This window comes from Kerstersia gyiorum (assembly GCF_004216755.1).
GTDB lineage: Bacteria > Pseudomonadota > Gammaproteobacteria > Burkholderiales > Burkholderiaceae_B > Kerstersia > Kerstersia gyiorum.
The window spans coordinates 1,213,327-1,227,223 of the sequence record NZ_SGWZ01000001.1; the positions used below are offsets into that span (position 1 = coordinate 1,213,327).

Genomic DNA, 13,897 nt, shown 5'->3' on the forward strand with positions numbered 1-13,897 from the left:
CGCCATGCGCGGCCATGGCGCCTTTGCAGGCGCAGGGCAGCGGGGCGGCGCGGCCGATGATCCGTTTTATAGCGCGTTTTCCGGGAAAACGCGCTTGACCATGTCGCGGATCAGGTCGAGCATGGCCTGCTGTGTCAGGGTGCCGGTGCGCCGCGACGAGGTTGCGATGCATAGCGTGCTGGTCAGCGTGGGTTCGTTGATCGGGCGGGCGTAGTAATCCTTGGGGCTGGCGGCCGAATTCAACGCGTAATGCGGCAGGATGGCCAGCCCGGCACCATCTGCCACCAGGTCAAGGATGGCAGGCACGCCGTCGATTTCCAGCGCGATGCGCGGCTTGCGGCCAATGCTGGCCATGCGTGTTTCGACCAGTGTGCGGATTGCATTGGGCCGCGCCGGCAGGATCAGCGGCAACTCGGAGACTTCCGCCAGCTTGATGGGCTGGCCGTCATGGCCGGGTTCGCCGTGACCGATCAAAAACAGGGTTTCTTCCATCAGCGGTTCGATTTCCACTTCCGCCGATGAGGTGGGATTGTAAAGCAGAGCAATGTCCAGCCGGCCGCCCTGCAGCCATTCCTGCATCGGAATGGACAAGCCTTCGCTGATGGACAGGGCGGCGTCCGGCAGGCGCTGGCGAAATTCCCGGGTGAGGGCCACCGTCAGCGCACGGGCGATGCTGGGCGGCATGCCCAGCGCCACGCGGCCGGCGAGCGAGCCCCGAACGCGCCCGAGGTCTTCCTGGGCGCGGGCGACCTGGTGCAGAATGCCGCGGGCATGATCCAAAAGCAGGCGTCCCGCTTCGGTGACGGTCACGCCGCGCCCGTTGCGAGTCAGCAAGTGCTGGCGCAACTCGACTTCAAGCAGGCGGATCTGCCGGCTCAGCGCAGGCTGAGCCACGTCCAGCACGCTGGAAGCCCGGGTAAAACTGCCCAGTTCAGCGACGTGGACGAAGTATTCAAGTTGTTTCAGGTCCATAGGAAATAGATCAGCCGGACAGATGCCGGAAATGGCTATTCAAAAGCTGGATGGAATCTCTTGAGTTATGTCCTAATGCTATATCTGTTAGCAGGACCTTGTTCTAGCCAAGGGGGTCCACGGCCACCATAATAGACCAAGACCCATATTGGGGCCGCCCGTACCCGTCAGGAATGCTTCGGATGGCGCTTCAGCGCGGGCGGAAAACGTTCGCCAGAGCGCTGGCACGGTTTTCCGCCATTCACGGCGCGCATTCGGCGGCCAGTGCGTACAGCAGACGCGCGCAGCAGAACAACTCATTGTCACAGGAGATAAGCCATGATCATCGACTGCCACGGTCACTATACTACCGCGCCCAAGGCGCTGGCTGATTGGCGCGAGCAGCAGATCGCCAATCTGAATACGCCGGAACTGGGCCCCAAGGCCAGCGACCTGCACATCAGCGATGACGAACTGCGCGAAAGCATCGAGAAGAACCAGCTGGCCAAGATGAAGGAGCGTGGCTCTGATCTGACGATCTTCTCGCCGCGTGCGAGCTTCATGGCGCATCACATCGGTGACTTCAATACCAGTTCTACCTGGGCGGCGATCTGCAATGAGCTTTGCTACCGCGTGTCGCAACTGTTCCCTGATAATTTCGTTGGCGCCGCCATGCTGCCGCAATCCCCGGGCGTCGATCCTGCCACCTGCATTCCCGAGCTGGAAAAGACGGTCAAGGAATACGGCTTTGTCGGCATCAACCTGAATCCTGATCCGTCTGGCGGCCACTGGACCTCGCCGCCGCTGTCCGACCGCCAGTGGTATCCCATCTATGAAAAGATGGTCGAGTATGACATCCCGGCGATGATCCACGTCAGCACCAGCTGCAACGCGTGTTTCCACACCACTGGCGCGCATTACCTGAACGCCGATACCACCGCGTTCATGCAGTGCCTGACGAGCGAACTGTTCAAGGATTTCCCGACGCTGAAGTTCCTGATCCCCCATGGCGGCGGCGCCGTGCCCTACCACTGGGGACGTTTCCGCGGCCTGGCGCAAGAGCTCAAGAAGCCCGACCTGCGCGAGCACCTGCTGAAAAACATCTTCTTCGATACCTGCGTGTATCACCAGCCTGGCATCGACCTGCTGACCAACGTCATCCCGGTGGATAACATCCTGTTTGCTTCGGAAATGATCGGCGCAGTACGCGGTGTGGACCCGCTGACCGGCCATTACTACGACGACACCAAGCGTTACATCGAAGCGGCCGAGCTGACTGCCGAAGAGCGCCACATGATCTACGAAGGCAATGCGCGTCGCGTGTTCTCACGTCTTGACCAGCAACTGAAGGCCAAGGGCCTGTAATCAGCCAGAAAGGATAATTGCAATGAGCCTGAACAATCTCGGAGTGGTTTACCGCAACATCCAGCGCGCCGACCGCGAAGCGGTGGAGCGCCTGTCGAAATTCGGTTCCGCCACCGTGCACGAAGCCATGGGCCGCGTCGGCCTGATGAAACCCTATCTGCGCCCGATCTTCACCGGCGCCAAGGCGACCGGTACCGCCGTGACGGTGCTGCTGCAGCCGGGTGACAACTGGATGTTCCACGTGGCGGCAGAACAGATCCGCCCGGGCGACATCGTCGTGGCGGCGGTTACGGCGGAATCGACAGACGGTTTCTTCGGCGACCTGCTGGCGACGTCCTTCCGTGCCCAGGGCGCAGTCGGTTTGGTGATCGACGGCGGCGTGCGCGATGTGCGTGACCTGACGGAGATGAACTTCCCGGTGTTTTCCAAGGCCATCAGCGCCAAGGGCACGGTCAAGGCGACGCTGGGTTCGGTCAATATCCCGGTGGTGTGCGCCGGTGCGCTGGTCAACCCTGGCGACGTGGTCGTGGCCGACGATGACGGCGTGGTCGTGGTGCCGGCGGCGATTGCCGGCCAGGTGGCCGACGCCGCGCAAAAGCGCGAAGACAACGAAACCAGCAAGCGCGCCAAGCTGGCCAGCGGTGTGCTTGGCCTGGATATGTACAAAATGCGTGAAGACCTGGCTGCTGCCGGTCTGAAGTATATCGACTGAGGACGGCGACATCATGGCAGCATTTGAGAAAACCCCAGGCTGGCTGGACTGGTATGCCAATCCGAGCAAGCCGCGCTTTCAGGTGCCGGCAGGCGCCGTCGATGCGCATTGCCACGTCTTCGGCCCTGGCGACCAGTTCCCGTTTGCGCCGGAGCGCAAGTACACGCCGTGCGACGCATCCAAGGACCAGTTGTTCGCGCTGCGCGATCACCTCGGTTTCGACAAGAATGTCATCGTGCAGGCCACCTGCCATGGCGCCGACAACCGGGCGCTGGTCGATGCGCTGCAGGCTGCCGATGGCCGTGCCCGGGGCGTGGCGACTGTGCGCCGCAACATTACCGACGAAGAACTGAAGGAATTGCACGAAGCCGGTGTGCGCGGTGTGCGTTTCAACTTCGTCAAGCGCCTGGTGGACTTCACGCCCAAGGACGAGCTGATGGAGATCGCCAGCCGCATCGCGCCGCTGGGCTGGCATGTCGTCATCTATTTCGAGGCGGTGGACCTGCCTGAACTGTGGGACTTCTTCACCAGCCTGCCAACCACGGTCGTGGTGGACCACATGGGCCGTCCGGATGTGACCAAGCCGGTCGACGGCCCCGAGTTCGAACTGTTCGTGAAGTTCATGCGCGAAAATCCGAATGTCTGGAGCAAGGTAAGCTGCCCCGAACGTCTGAGCCATACCGGCCCGCGCGCGCTGGACGGCGAGCAGAACGCTTATCGGGATGTTGTGCCGTTTGCGCGCCGTATCGTGGAAACCTTTCCCGACCGCGTGCTTTGGGGCACCGACTGGCCGCACCCGAACCTGAAGGATCACATGCCGGACGACGGTCTGCTGGTCGACTTCATTCCGCACATTGCTCCGACGGCCGATCTGCAGCGCAAGCTGCTGGTCGATAATCCCACCCGACTTTATTGGGGAGAATCGCATGTCGCTTGAAAAACCTTACTCCAACGTGCCTGGCACGACGATCTTTGACGCGGACCAGTCGCGCAAAGGCTACTGGCTGAACCAGTTCTGCATGTCGCTGATGAAGGCAGAGAACCGCGATCGCTTCAAGGCCGATGAGCGCGCCTACCTGGATGAATGGGACATGAGCGAGGAGCAGAAGCAGGCAGTGCTCGACCGCGACCTGAACCGCTGCATCGCCTTGGGCGGCAACATCTACTTTCTTGCCAAGATCGGTGCCACCGATGGCAAGTCGTTCCAGCAAATGGCGGGCAGCATGACCGGCATGAGCGAAGCCGAGTACCGTGACATGATGCTCAAGGGCGGCCGCTCCGTCGAGGGCAACCGCTACACCGGAGACCAGAAATAATGGCCAAGATCACTGCCAGTGTTTACACCTCGCACGTTCCCGCCATTGGCGCGGCGCTCGATCTGAACAAGCAGAACGAGGATTACTGGAAGCCGGTATTCGCCGGCTATGACTTCGGCAAGGAATGGATCAAGCAGAATAAGCCGGATGTCGTGTTCCTGGTCTATAACGACCACGCCACGGCCTTCAGTCTGGACCTGATTCCCACGTTTGCCATCGGTACCGGCCCGTTCTATCCGCCGGCTGACGAAGGCTGGGGCCCGCGTCCCGTGCCGCCGGTGATCGGCCATCCGGAGCTGGCGGCGCACATTGCGCAATCGGTGATTCAGGAAGACTTCGATCTGACCATCGTCAACAAGATGGACGTGGATCACGGCCTGACCGTGCCGCTTTCGTTGATGTTCGGCCAGCCCGAGGCATGGCCTTGCACGGTGATTCCGTTCGCGGTGAACGTGGTGCAGTACCCGGTGCCCTCGGGCCGCCGCTGCTTCGAGCTGGGCAAGGCTATCCGCCGCGCAGTGGAATCCTTCGACAAAGACCTGAACGTGCAGATCTGGGGCACGGGCGGCATGAGCCACCAGCTGCAAGGTCCGCGCGCAGGTCTCATCAACCGCGAGTGGGATAATAAGTTCCTGGACCGCCTGATCGCCAATCCGGACAGCCTGTCCCAAGTGCCGCATATCGAATATGTGCGCGAGGCTGGTTCGGAAGGCATCGAACTGGTCATGTGGCTGATCGCGCGCGGCGCGATGGCTGATGCGGTCGGTGGCGAAGCGCCTACCGTCGCGCAGCGTTTCTACCATGTGCCTGCGTCGAATACGGCGGTGGGCCACCTGATTCTGGAGGACAACTGATGAGCAAGACCATCAAGGTCGCCCTGGCGGGCGCCGGCGCATTCGGCGTCAAGCACCTGGACGGCATCAAGAATATCGACGGCGTGGAAGTGATCTCGCTGGTTGGCCGCGATCTGGAAAAGACCAAGGAAGTGGCTGGCAAGTATGGCGTGGGGCACGTCACCACCGAGTTGTCGGAAAGCCTGGCCTTGCCGGAACTGGATGCCGTCATCCTGTGCACGCCGACGCAAATGCACGCGGCCCAGGCGGTACAGGCCCTGAAGGCCGGCAAGCATGTGCAGGTCGAAATCCCGCTGGCCGATAGCCTGGAAGGCGCGCGCGAAGTTGCGCGCCTGCAGAAGGAAACCGGCCTGGTGGCGATGGTCGGCCATACGCGCCGCTTCAACCCCAGCCACCAGTATGTGCACAAGCAGATCGAAAAGGGTGATTTCCATGTCCAGCAAATGGACGTGCAAACCTATTTCTTCCGCCGCACCAATACCAATGCGCTGGGCCAGCCGCGCAGCTGGACCGACCACCTGCTGTGGCACCACGCCGCCCATACGGTGGACCTGTTCGCCTACCAGGCCGGCAAGATCGTGCAGGCCCATGCCATGCAGGGCCCGATTCATCCGGACCTGGGCATTGCAATGGACATGTCCATCCAGCTCAAGAGCGAAACCGGCGCGATCTGCACCTTGAGCCTGAGCTTCAATAACAACGGCCCGCTGGGAACCTTCTTCCGTTATATCGGTGACACGGAGACCTATATCGCCCGTTACGATGATCTGGTCAACGGCCGTGACGAAAAGATCGACGTGTCCAAGGTTGATGTGTCGATGAACGGTATCGAACTTCAGGATCGCGAATTCTTTGCCGCCATCCGCGAAGGCCGCGAGCCGAACTCCAGCGTTGCCCAGGTGCTGCCTTGCTATGAAGTGCTGCATCAGCTGGAACAGCAACTGGCGCGCGATAACTAAATGGCAGGACGGGCAGGCGACGGTGTCGCGGCCCGCGCCCGCAGCCGGCCTGTCTCTCACCCGACTGACTTGCCGGCATCCATGGCCTTGCCATCGGGCACTCCGTGTGCTGCAGATGGCAAGGCCATTTTCTCTGTACGATAGATAGTGTATTTGCCAGCGGGCGGCCCAGGCAGGGCTGTAGCGCAAATGACAATCAGATCAAAGACGGCGGGCCGCCGGTGGCATGCAAAACTGCCGCGGCAGGCCGGAACGCCATTACCGGAGCATCCCACCATGCAACAACGTAAGATTGGATCTTCATCGACCAGCGCCATCGGTCTGGGCTGCATGAATCTCAGTCATGCCTATGGCTCGCCGCCAGGGCGTGAGGTCGCCGAACAGGTCGTGCGTGCTTCCCTGGACGAGGGCGTGACATTCTTCGATACGGCCGCGCTCTACGGCTTTGGCGCCAACGAAACCCTGATGGGCGAATTGCTGGCGCCGCATCGCAAGGATATTTTCCTGGCGAGCAAGTGCGGCATGACCGGTGTGGACGGCAAGCGCGTGATCGACGGTCGCCCGGAAACCCTGAAGGCAACCTGCGACGCCTCTCTGCAACGCTTGCGCACCGATGTCATTGACCTGTATTACCTGCACCGCTGGGACAAGAACGTACCCATCGAAGACAGTATCGGCGCCCTGGCCGACCTGGTGCAGGCGGGCAAGATCCGCGCCATTGGCTTGTCGGAAGTGTCGGCTGCGACTTTGCGCAAGGCTCATGCGGTACATCCCATCGCGGCGGTACAAACGGAATATTCGCTGTGGACGCGCAATGCAGAAATTGCCGTGCTCCAGGCCTGCCGTGAACTGGGCGCTGCATTCGTGGCGTTCAGCCCTGTGGCGCGTGGCTATCTGGGGGGAGAGCTACGCGATGTGACGGCGCTGGAGCCCAAGGATATCCGTCGCGGCATGCCGCGTTTCGCGCCGGAAAACTATGCCCGCAATCTGGAATTGCTGGAGCCATACCTGGAAATCGCCGACGAACTGGAAATTACGCCGGCGCAATTGGCATTGGCCTGGTTGCTGGCGCAGGATGACCATATCTTCGCCATTCCCGGCACGACCAATCCGCAGCACGCGCGCGACAACGCGCAGGCGGCCGATATCAAGCTGGACGCCACCGTGCTGGCCCAGCTTGATGAACTGATCAATCAGGAAACGGTCGTCGGGCCGCGCTATCCAGCTGCCACGCAGGTGGAGATTGATACCGAGGAGTTCTGAGTCTCTGTCCCTGGCCGCGTTCTCCGCCGGCCAGTGCCGCATGAAAGCCGGGGCATCCGCCCCAATGCGGCCGACTGATCAGTTCGCTGGCGCCAGGCTGTCGCGCCAGGCCAGGCACAAGGCCTGCATGCCGGCGGCGTCGATATCGTCGAAGCGGCCGGGCAGGGGGCTGTCCACATCCCATACGCCCAGCAATTCTCCTTGCGCATCGACCAGGGGTACGACGATCTCCGAACGCGAGGCCGGGTCGCAGGCGATATGTCCGGGAAAGGCATGGACATCCGGCACTATCTGGATATCGCGGGTGCGGGCTGCAGCACCGCAGACGCCGCGTTCCAGCTGAATGCGCACGCAGGCCGGCCGGCCCTGGAAGGGTCCCAGCACCAATTCTCCTTCTTTCAGGAAATAGAATCCCGCCCAATTCAGGCCAGGCAAGGCCTGATATACCAGCGCGCTGAGGTTGGCGGCATTGGCGATGGCATCGGTCTCGCCGGAAAACAGCGCTTGTGCCTGGCCGAGCAATTCCTTGTATTGCTCTTGGCGTTCGGTGGCGGTGGTGGCGGGCAGGCTGGAAAGGATGGGCAGGGCGTGCATGAAAAACGGGCTGAAAAAGGCAGGCTGAAATGCAAACGGCACCGCTGTCGCGATGCCGTTCTGGTTAAGGGCGCTTAGGCCCGATTGGCGCTGGAACTTTGCGGTACGCCGGATTTACCTTGTTCGCGTACGGGTTCCTGCAGTTCCGCCTTGGTATCCAGGTCATAAAGTTCCTGGGCGCGGCGGGTACGGATGCGGGCGTAGCCCATCAGTTGATTGGAGGTTCTGGTCATATGACTCTCCTTTTTTGTTATGCACGGCACATGCCGTGCGGGTTGCCATCGTTTATAGCCTCGTTTCGAATGATAAGGAACGATGAAAAATGGCTTTTCTTATCAAGATATTTAATATACGACCTGAGTATGGCACAGAAGTTTCAATCCTGGCCGTGCGTTGGCGCCGGAATATGCAACGGAATCGTTACAGGGCCGTCATTGATCAGTTCGACCGCCATGTCTGCGCCGAACGCCCCAGTAGCCACTTCCGGGTGCAGCCGGCGCGCGGCGCCGACAAAATAATCGTAGAGCTCTCGCCCCAGGGCGGGGGGCGCGGTTTGCGTGAAACTGGGACGGTTGCCGCGCCGGGTATCGGCAGCCAGTGTGAATTGGCTGACGATCAGCAGGCCGCCGCGAACATCCTGCACACTGAGATTCATTTTTCCTGCGTCGTCACTGAAAATTCTCAGTTTCAGAATTTTTCCAAGCAAGGCATCGGCCTGTTCCGCACCGTCTCCGATTTCGGCGCATAACAGTATCAGCAGGCCGGCGCCGATGGCACCATGGACCTGGCCGCCGATACGTACTTCGGCACGGGTGACGCGCTGAATCAATGCCTGCATTCCTTGTTCTCCCTGAAATGGCGGAATTATTGTTGTGGGCAAGCGCCCAGGCGTTGTGCCTGATGCCGGAAGCTCAGGTTGCCGCTGCCGGTCAGGAAATTGGGTGCGGTAGCCACGACCTGGATTTCATTTTTTCCTAGCCGTTGTACCAGATAGCTGATTTGCATGGCGGGCACGGCAATGCCCGGCATGATCTGCATGGCAGGGCACTGGCTGCTCAATTCGGCCCGCTCCGCCGTATCGCTTTGTACCTGTATGGCGCATTGCGGCGCATTTTTCTGGATTTCCTGCATGGCGCGTTCCAGCGAGCGGGCAATGTCAACGCAGCGGCGCTGGTCCTGGTCAGGAATGACGGGCTGGCGTGGCTGAGTGGTCATGGTCCAATGCCACAAGCCGTTTTCCAGTCCCTGGAAAGCCTGGAGATCGGCAAATGGATATTGGGCGGCTTGCCCCTGGCTGCTCAGGACAGCCAGGGAAGCAGCGACGGCGAATTGGGAGAGTTTCATGAGGCTCCTGACTGAAATAGGAAAAATCGTGGTGATTGGAGGGGCGTGTTCGCCTTGTTACACCGGCGCCTTGCCGCACGCCGTACGTGATCTGGAACACGCATTGTGTCCGGTAAGGATGCGAGGCATGCCATTTTTCGGGCGGCTGGTCAGTGGCTTAGTGTGCCGGCGCAGGCCCTGGTTCCCTGGCGCGTGCCGGATGTGCGCTTCATCAGGGCGAGGGTTTCCGGGGTTGGCGCATCGTGCAGCATGCTGAAAATAATGCGACATGCGACTGTAGTATTTGCCAAAACCAAAAAACGTGCTATAGTTCTGTTTCTGCGGTGGTGGCCGTAGCTCAGTTGGTAGAGTCCCGGATTGTGATTCCGGTTGTCGTGGGTTCGAGCCCCATCGGCCACCCCAGATTTCCAAGCCCTTGCATAGTCAAGGGCTTTTTTGCGTTATTTTCCCATATCTATCCGGCCATTCGGCCCAGGCTTGTTGCCTAATTCTTTCATTTCCCAGTCAAGGTTTCATTGAATTGTCGGCTGCGCTAATTGTTTGGCGGTCGTCGGCAGTTCGCAATGGCCATTCTTGTCATATGACATGTTTTATGTCTGGGAATGAATCTCATCTCGCTTTACGCTGCAACATCGCCCCCCGATTATTCTCAGCCTGACTTCCGGAGGGTTCTATTCTGGACGTCTTTCGACTATCTATGCAGGCCATTTTTTCATATTTGGCAAGTGTTGAGAGACAACAGATAGCGCTGATTGTTTCGGATGCTTTCGATTGTCTCTGTTTGAATAAGGACTGTCTGGTTTTGGGTGGAATTGCGTACCAAGCTTAGTAGTTGTTTATGCTAGAATAAAATCCTCGTTAACTTACGTGTTGATTAATACATATATGGCTACCTATCTCGAACTCAAAGCACAGGCAGAGAAACTGCTCGAGGAGGCCGAGCATCTGCGTCGGCAGGAGATCGCTGTCGTGATTAACGATATCAAGGCCAAGATTGCTGAATATGGCCTGAGCGCCGCTGATCTTGGTTTTGCCAATGTCGCTTCCGCCCGCAAGGCAACTGCTGGTCGCAAAGCCGAACAAACGGCTTCTGTGGTGCGCTATCGCGGACCGAACGGTGAACCCTGGTCCGGTATGGGCCGCCAGCCCCAATGGTTGAAAAATGCACTGGCTGAAGGCAAGAACAAGGAAGATTTCCGGGTGTAAGGAATTTGCTTTCTTTAGCAATCCTTCCCGCCCGCTGCATCACAGTCCAGGCAATGGCAGGTTTTATCACTGCCCTGGAAAGCCCCTCTTCGTAGAGGGGCTTTTTCTTTTCTGGCGTTTTGCGTAGAAGGGTGTTCAGAGTTTCTTGACTGTTCTTGAGGCAATGTAGGTGGATTCTCCATTTTTGGTATTTCCGAATCTTTGAATATGGGAATTTTCTTGAATTTATTGCACTGCAATGACGCAGGGTTTGTCGCAAAAGGTGACTAGGTATTCATAAATGATGAGCAAATGAATAGACCCTGAAAAAACCTGCAATAAACGTCTTTGAGGTGCTTGATAGGTGCTGTTTGAAGCACGCTGCGTTGCATCTCGTGTACAGAGTTGTGGTAGATTGGAAGAACTATTTAATGGCTCAGTATTCAGGAATATGGCACAAATTTTTTCTGTTCATCCCCAGAATCCCCAGCCCCGCCTGATTGCCCAGGCTGCCGATTTACTGCGTAATGGCGGTTTGCTGGCAATCCCGACGGATTCCGGTTATGCCGTCGTGGCGCGCCTCGACGATAAATCCGCAGCCGATGATTTACGGCGCCTGCGCGGTTTGACCGACAAACATCATCTGACATTGCTGTGCCGTGATCTTGCGGAAATCGGGCATCTGGCCAAAGTCGATAATTCACAGTATCGACTGCTGAAGGCCGCCACGCCGGGTCCCTGGACTTTCATTCTGGAAGCCAGCCGCGAAGTGCCTCGGCGCGTGTCCCATCCTTCGCGCAAGACCATCGGCATACGCGTGCCGTCGCATACGGCAGCGCTGGCGCTGCTGGAAAGTGCGCAGACGCCGCTGATTTCCGCCTCGTTGATTCCCCAGGGCGAGACCGATGCACTGACCGAAGCGGAAGAAATAGAAGCGCGCTATTCCCACCAGCTGGCCGGCATCATCGACGCCGGTGTCTGCCCAAGTTTGCCGACTACGGTAATAGATATGTCGGGGGCGACGCCGGTGATCGAACGCCTGGGGCAGGGGGATCCGGCAACATTGGGTCTTGCCGTCTGATTGCCAATTTTCTATGCTGCGTTCCTGCGCGCCAGTCCCTGATGGGCTGGCGCGCGCCGGTTTGCGCTCTTTTTTGAAATTGCCCGGCCGGCATCCGTTAAACTCAGTAGTTTGATACGTTACCGTGGCCCATGCCGGGCACGGCTGGAGCTTTCAAAATGGCAGAGAACGCGACTGCATCCCAGAACCCGGTCTTCCGCGGTAGTCTGGTCGCGCTGGTGACGCCCATGCATGCCGACGGCAGCCTGGATTACGAGACATACCGCGCTTTGATTGATTGGCATATCGCCGAGGGCACCAATGCTCTCGTGGTTGTCGGGACGTCGGGCGAATCCCCGACCGTGAATGTGGACGAGCACGCGGAATTGATCCGCGTGGCGGTGGCCCATGCCGCCGGACGCATCCCCGTTATCGCGGGTGTTGGCGCCAACTCCACCCGCGAAGCCATTGAACTGGCCAAGCATGCCAAGGCCGTCGGTGCGGATGCCGGCCTGTCCGTTGTGCCTTATTACAACCGTCCTTCCCAGGAAGGTCTGTATCAGCATTTCCGCTCCATCGCCGAAACCGTCGATCTGCCTACCGTTCTCTATAACGTGCCTGGTCGCACGGTTGCCGACCTGAGTCACGATACCGTCCTGCGTCTGGCGCAGGTACCCGGCATCATCGGTATCAAGGACGCCACCGGCGATATCGGCCGTGGCGCGTTGCTGCTCAACGAGGTGCCGGCAGGCTTCCAGGTATTCAGCGGTGACGATGCCACGGCCGCCGCCCTGATCCTGCTGGGGGCATCCGGCAACATTTCCGTCACGGCCAATGTGGCGCCGCGCGCCATGAGCGAACTGTGTGCTGCCGCGCTGGCCGGAGATATTGCTCGGGTTCGTGAACTAAATGGACGTCTGGGGCGTCTGAACAAGGCATTGTTCGTAGAAGGAAACCCCATCCCCGTCAAGTGGGCCATGGCCGAACGTGGTCTGATCCCGCCTGGCTATCGTCTGCCGCTGGTTACCCTGTCGCCGGAGTATCACTCCACGGTGCGGGACGCCATGCAACGAGCGGGCCTGTAATTGAATGAAGAGGTTGCGAATGAATAAAGGCCGATTGGCCGTCCCGGCATTGACCCTCGTCGTCCTGCTGGCAGGTTGCAGCAGTGTCAATGAATTGCTGGGCAACGAAGAGTCCATCGACTACAAGGGGGCTGGCGCCAACCGGACCAAGCCCCTCAGTATTCCTCCCGACCTGACCCAGGCGGCGAGCGATCCGCGTTATCAGATGCCGGCTTCCGGCTCCACGACGTTTACCGAATTCCAGCAGCAAGGTGCTGAGGCGGCGGCACAGGCCAAGCCTGTGGGCCCCAACGTGCTGCCGGAGTTTCCCGGCTTGCGCATCGTGCGCGATGGCGACCGCCGCTGGCTTGAGGCCGATGCGCCTCCCAGCGAGCTCTATCCGCGCATTGTGACCTTCTGGGAAGAGCAGGGCTTCCCTATCGCCAGCAACAACCCAACCGTCGGCATCATCCAGACGGGCTGGGCGGAAAACCGTGCGAAGATTCCGGAAAGCGGTCTGCGTAATCTGTTGGGCCGCATCATCGACCAGGCCTGGGACAGCGGCGAGCGCGAGCGCTTCCGTACCCGTCTGGAGCGCGTGGATGGCCGTACGGAAATCTTCATCAGTCACGACCACATGTTCGAGCGCCGCATGAACTACGATGACTCCCGCATCACCTGGGAGGTCGGTCCGGAGTCGCCCGAACTGAATGCCGCCATGTTGTCGCGCATGATGGTCTATCTGGGGGGCGGCGACGAAGAAGCCGTCAAGAAGGCAGAGCAGGCCAAGGCCGAGCAGGCAGTCGTCGACCGTACCGGAGAGATTCAGCCGGCAGCCGTGTCGCTGACCAGCGGCGCAGACGTGCTGGAAGTGCCCGAGCCCTTCGATCGCGCATGGCGCCGTGTGGGCATGGGGCTGGATTCTGCCGGTTTCACGGTAGATGACCGCGATCGCGCAGCGGGCGAGTACTTCGTGCGCTATGCCGACATCGACAGCGGCATGAAGAACGAATCGGCCAATTTCTTCACGCGCCTGTTCCGCACTTCTCCCGATCTCGACGTGCAGGTTTATCGCCTGCGCCTGCAGCAGGTCGGCGACCTGACCCAGGTCTACGTTGTGGACGACAAGGGCGAAAAGGTGTCCGATGGCGCTGCCCGGCGTCTGCTGACGGTGCTCAAGGATAAGCTCTGATCCTGAACGCCAGGGCCGTCAGGCCTTGAAAGAACGCC

At 59.8% G+C, this 13,897-nt stretch carries 16 protein-coding genes and 1 tRNA gene; 12 read left to right on the forward strand and 5 right to left on the reverse strand.

Features of this window, described 5'->3' with window-relative positions; genetic code table 11:
- Nucleotides 1-66: 66 nt before the first annotated feature.
- On the reverse strand, nt 67-972 hold the full coding sequence (locus EV679_RS05380) for a LysR substrate-binding domain-containing protein (RefSeq protein WP_068366520.1): 906 nt from the start codon (nt 970-972) through the stop codon (nt 67-69).
- A 318-nt stretch (nt 973-1,290) separates the two neighbouring features.
- On the opposite strand from EV679_RS05380, the gene EV679_RS05385 reads away from it, so the two are divergent.
- From EV679_RS05385 to EV679_RS05415, 7 genes are all read left to right on the forward strand, one after another.
- The gene (locus EV679_RS05385) at nt 1,291-2,316 is read left to right on the forward strand and encodes an amidohydrolase family protein (protein WP_068366516.1); all 1,026 of its coding nucleotides are present in this window, start codon (nt 1,291-1,293) and stop codon (nt 2,314-2,316) included.
- Nucleotides 2,317-2,344: 28 nt separating this feature from the next.
- On the forward strand, nt 2,345-3,028 hold the full coding sequence (gene ligK / locus EV679_RS05390) for a 4-carboxy-4-hydroxy-2-oxoadipate aldolase/oxaloacetate decarboxylase (RefSeq protein WP_068367678.1): 684 nt from the start codon (nt 2,345-2,347) through the stop codon (nt 3,026-3,028).
- Between the two features lie 13 nt (nt 3,029-3,041).
- The gene (locus tag EV679_RS05395) at nt 3,042-3,965 is read left to right on the forward strand and encodes an amidohydrolase family protein (protein ID WP_130486626.1); all 924 of its coding nucleotides are present in this window, start codon (nt 3,042-3,044) and stop codon (nt 3,963-3,965) included.
- Nucleotides 3,955-4,344, forward strand: coding sequence for a protocatechuate 4,5-dioxygenase subunit alpha (gene ligA, locus EV679_RS05400; RefSeq protein ID WP_068366511.1), 390 nt, complete (start codon nt 3,955-3,957; stop codon nt 4,342-4,344). Before EV679_RS05395 ends, ligA begins: the two co-directional genes overlap by 11 nt.
- Nucleotides 4,344-5,198, forward strand: a complete 855-nt coding sequence (locus EV679_RS05405; protein WP_068366508.1) for a class III extradiol dioxygenase subunit beta — start codon at nt 4,344-4,346, stop codon at nt 5,196-5,198. Before ligA ends, EV679_RS05405 begins: the two co-directional genes overlap by 1 nt.
- Complete coding sequence (locus EV679_RS05410) at nt 5,198-6,157, forward strand: Gfo/Idh/MocA family oxidoreductase (RefSeq protein WP_068366505.1); 960 nt, start codon at nt 5,198-5,200, stop codon at nt 6,155-6,157. Before EV679_RS05405 ends, EV679_RS05410 begins: the two co-directional genes overlap by 1 nt.
- 276 nt (nt 6,158-6,433) lie before the next feature.
- Nucleotides 6,434-7,420 carry an aldo/keto reductase gene (locus EV679_RS05415; RefSeq protein WP_068366502.1) on the forward strand — a complete coding sequence of 329 codons (987 nt, stop codon included), beginning with the start codon at nt 6,434-6,436 and terminating at the stop codon, nt 7,418-7,420.
- Between the two features lie 78 nt (nt 7,421-7,498).
- Here the strand turns inward: EV679_RS05415 and EV679_RS05420 are convergent, their stop codons facing one another.
- The 4 genes from EV679_RS05420 to EV679_RS05430 form a co-directional block, all read right to left on the reverse strand.
- Nucleotides 7,499-8,014: a GAF domain-containing protein gene (locus tag EV679_RS05420; RefSeq protein ID WP_068367676.1), complete on the reverse strand. Its 516-nt coding sequence runs from the start codon at nt 8,012-8,014 to the stop codon at nt 7,499-7,501.
- A gap of 74 nt (nt 8,015-8,088) precedes the next feature.
- Nucleotides 8,089-8,247 carry a hypothetical protein gene (locus EV679_RS17590; RefSeq protein ID WP_165389952.1) on the reverse strand — a complete coding sequence of 53 codons (159 nt, stop codon included), beginning with the start codon at nt 8,245-8,247 and terminating at the stop codon, nt 8,089-8,091.
- Nucleotides 8,248-8,390: 143 nt separating this feature from the next.
- Complete coding sequence (gene dtd / locus EV679_RS05425; protein ID WP_130486627.1) at nt 8,391-8,852, reverse strand: D-aminoacyl-tRNA deacylase; 462 nt, start codon at nt 8,850-8,852, stop codon at nt 8,391-8,393.
- 26 nt (nt 8,853-8,878) lie between these two features.
- On the reverse strand, nt 8,879-9,358 hold the full coding sequence (locus EV679_RS05430) for a hypothetical protein (protein WP_068366496.1): 480 nt from the start codon (nt 9,356-9,358) through the stop codon (nt 8,879-8,881).
- Between the two features lie 326 nt (nt 9,359-9,684).
- Here EV679_RS05430 and EV679_RS05435 point away from each other — a divergent pair.
- The 5 genes from EV679_RS05435 to bamC all read left to right on the forward strand — a co-directional run bounded on the left by EV679_RS05435 (nt 9,685) and on the right by bamC (nt 13,859).
- A tRNA-His gene (locus EV679_RS05435) sits at nt 9,685-9,760 on the forward strand.
- 483 nt (nt 9,761-10,243) lie between these two features.
- A complete protein-coding gene (locus EV679_RS05440; RefSeq protein ID WP_068366493.1) occupies nt 10,244-10,564 on the forward strand; it encodes an H-NS histone family protein in 321 nt (106 codons plus the stop codon).
- A 430-nt stretch (nt 10,565-10,994) separates the two neighbouring features.
- Nucleotides 10,995-11,624 carry an L-threonylcarbamoyladenylate synthase gene (locus EV679_RS05445; protein ID WP_130486628.1) on the forward strand — a complete coding sequence of 210 codons (630 nt, stop codon included), beginning with the start codon at nt 10,995-10,997 and terminating at the stop codon, nt 11,622-11,624.
- Between the two features lie 158 nt (nt 11,625-11,782).
- The gene (gene dapA / locus EV679_RS05450; protein ID WP_130486629.1) at nt 11,783-12,688 is read left to right on the forward strand and encodes a 4-hydroxy-tetrahydrodipicolinate synthase; all 906 of its coding nucleotides are present in this window, start codon (nt 11,783-11,785) and stop codon (nt 12,686-12,688) included.
- 19 nt (nt 12,689-12,707) lie between these two features.
- Nucleotides 12,708-13,859, forward strand: coding sequence for an outer membrane protein assembly factor BamC (gene bamC / locus EV679_RS05455; RefSeq protein ID WP_068366484.1), 1,152 nt, complete (start codon nt 12,708-12,710; stop codon nt 13,857-13,859).
- Nucleotides 13,860-13,897: the final 38 nt, after the last annotated feature.

Excerpts from the sequence above, each read along its gene's own strand:
- EV679_RS05380 (WP_068366520.1), bottom strand. The coding sequence starts at position 972 with ATGGACCTGAAACAACTTGAATACTTCGTCCACGTCGCTGAACTGGGC.
- EV679_RS05385 (WP_068366516.1), top strand. The coding sequence starts at position 1,291 with ATGATCATCGACTGCCACGGTCACTATACTACCGCGCCCAAGGCGCTG.
- EV679_RS05395 (WP_130486626.1), top strand. The coding sequence starts at position 3,042 with ATGGCAGCATTTGAGAAAACCCCAGGCTGGCTGGACTGGTATGCCAAT.
- ligA (WP_068366511.1), top strand. The coding sequence starts at position 3,955 with ATGTCGCTTGAAAAACCTTACTCCAACGTGCCTGGCACGACGATCTTT.
- EV679_RS05405 (WP_068366508.1), top strand. The coding sequence starts at position 4,344 with ATGGCCAAGATCACTGCCAGTGTTTACACCTCGCACGTTCCCGCCATT.
- EV679_RS05410 (WP_068366505.1), top strand. The coding sequence starts at position 5,198 with ATGAGCAAGACCATCAAGGTCGCCCTGGCGGGCGCCGGCGCATTCGGC.
- EV679_RS05415 (WP_068366502.1), top strand. The coding sequence starts at position 6,434 with ATGCAACAACGTAAGATTGGATCTTCATCGACCAGCGCCATCGGTCTG.
- EV679_RS05420 (WP_068367676.1), bottom strand. The coding sequence starts at position 8,014 with ATGCACGCCCTGCCCATCCTTTCCAGCCTGCCCGCCACCACCGCCACC.
- EV679_RS17590 (WP_165389952.1), bottom strand. The coding sequence starts at position 8,247 with ATGACCAGAACCTCCAATCAACTGATGGGCTACGCCCGCATCCGTACC.
- dtd (WP_130486627.1), bottom strand. The coding sequence starts at position 8,852 with ATGCAGGCATTGATTCAGCGCGTCACCCGTGCCGAAGTACGTATCGGC.
- EV679_RS05430 (WP_068366496.1), bottom strand. The coding sequence starts at position 9,358 with ATGAAACTCTCCCAATTCGCCGTCGCTGCTTCCCTGGCTGTCCTGAGC.
- EV679_RS05440 (WP_068366493.1), top strand. The coding sequence starts at position 10,244 with ATGGCTACCTATCTCGAACTCAAAGCACAGGCAGAGAAACTGCTCGAG.
- EV679_RS05445 (WP_130486628.1), top strand. The coding sequence starts at position 10,995 with ATGGCACAAATTTTTTCTGTTCATCCCCAGAATCCCCAGCCCCGCCTG.
- dapA (WP_130486629.1), top strand. The coding sequence starts at position 11,783 with ATGGCAGAGAACGCGACTGCATCCCAGAACCCGGTCTTCCGCGGTAGT.
- bamC (WP_068366484.1), top strand. The coding sequence starts at position 12,708 with ATGAATAAAGGCCGATTGGCCGTCCCGGCATTGACCCTCGTCGTCCTG.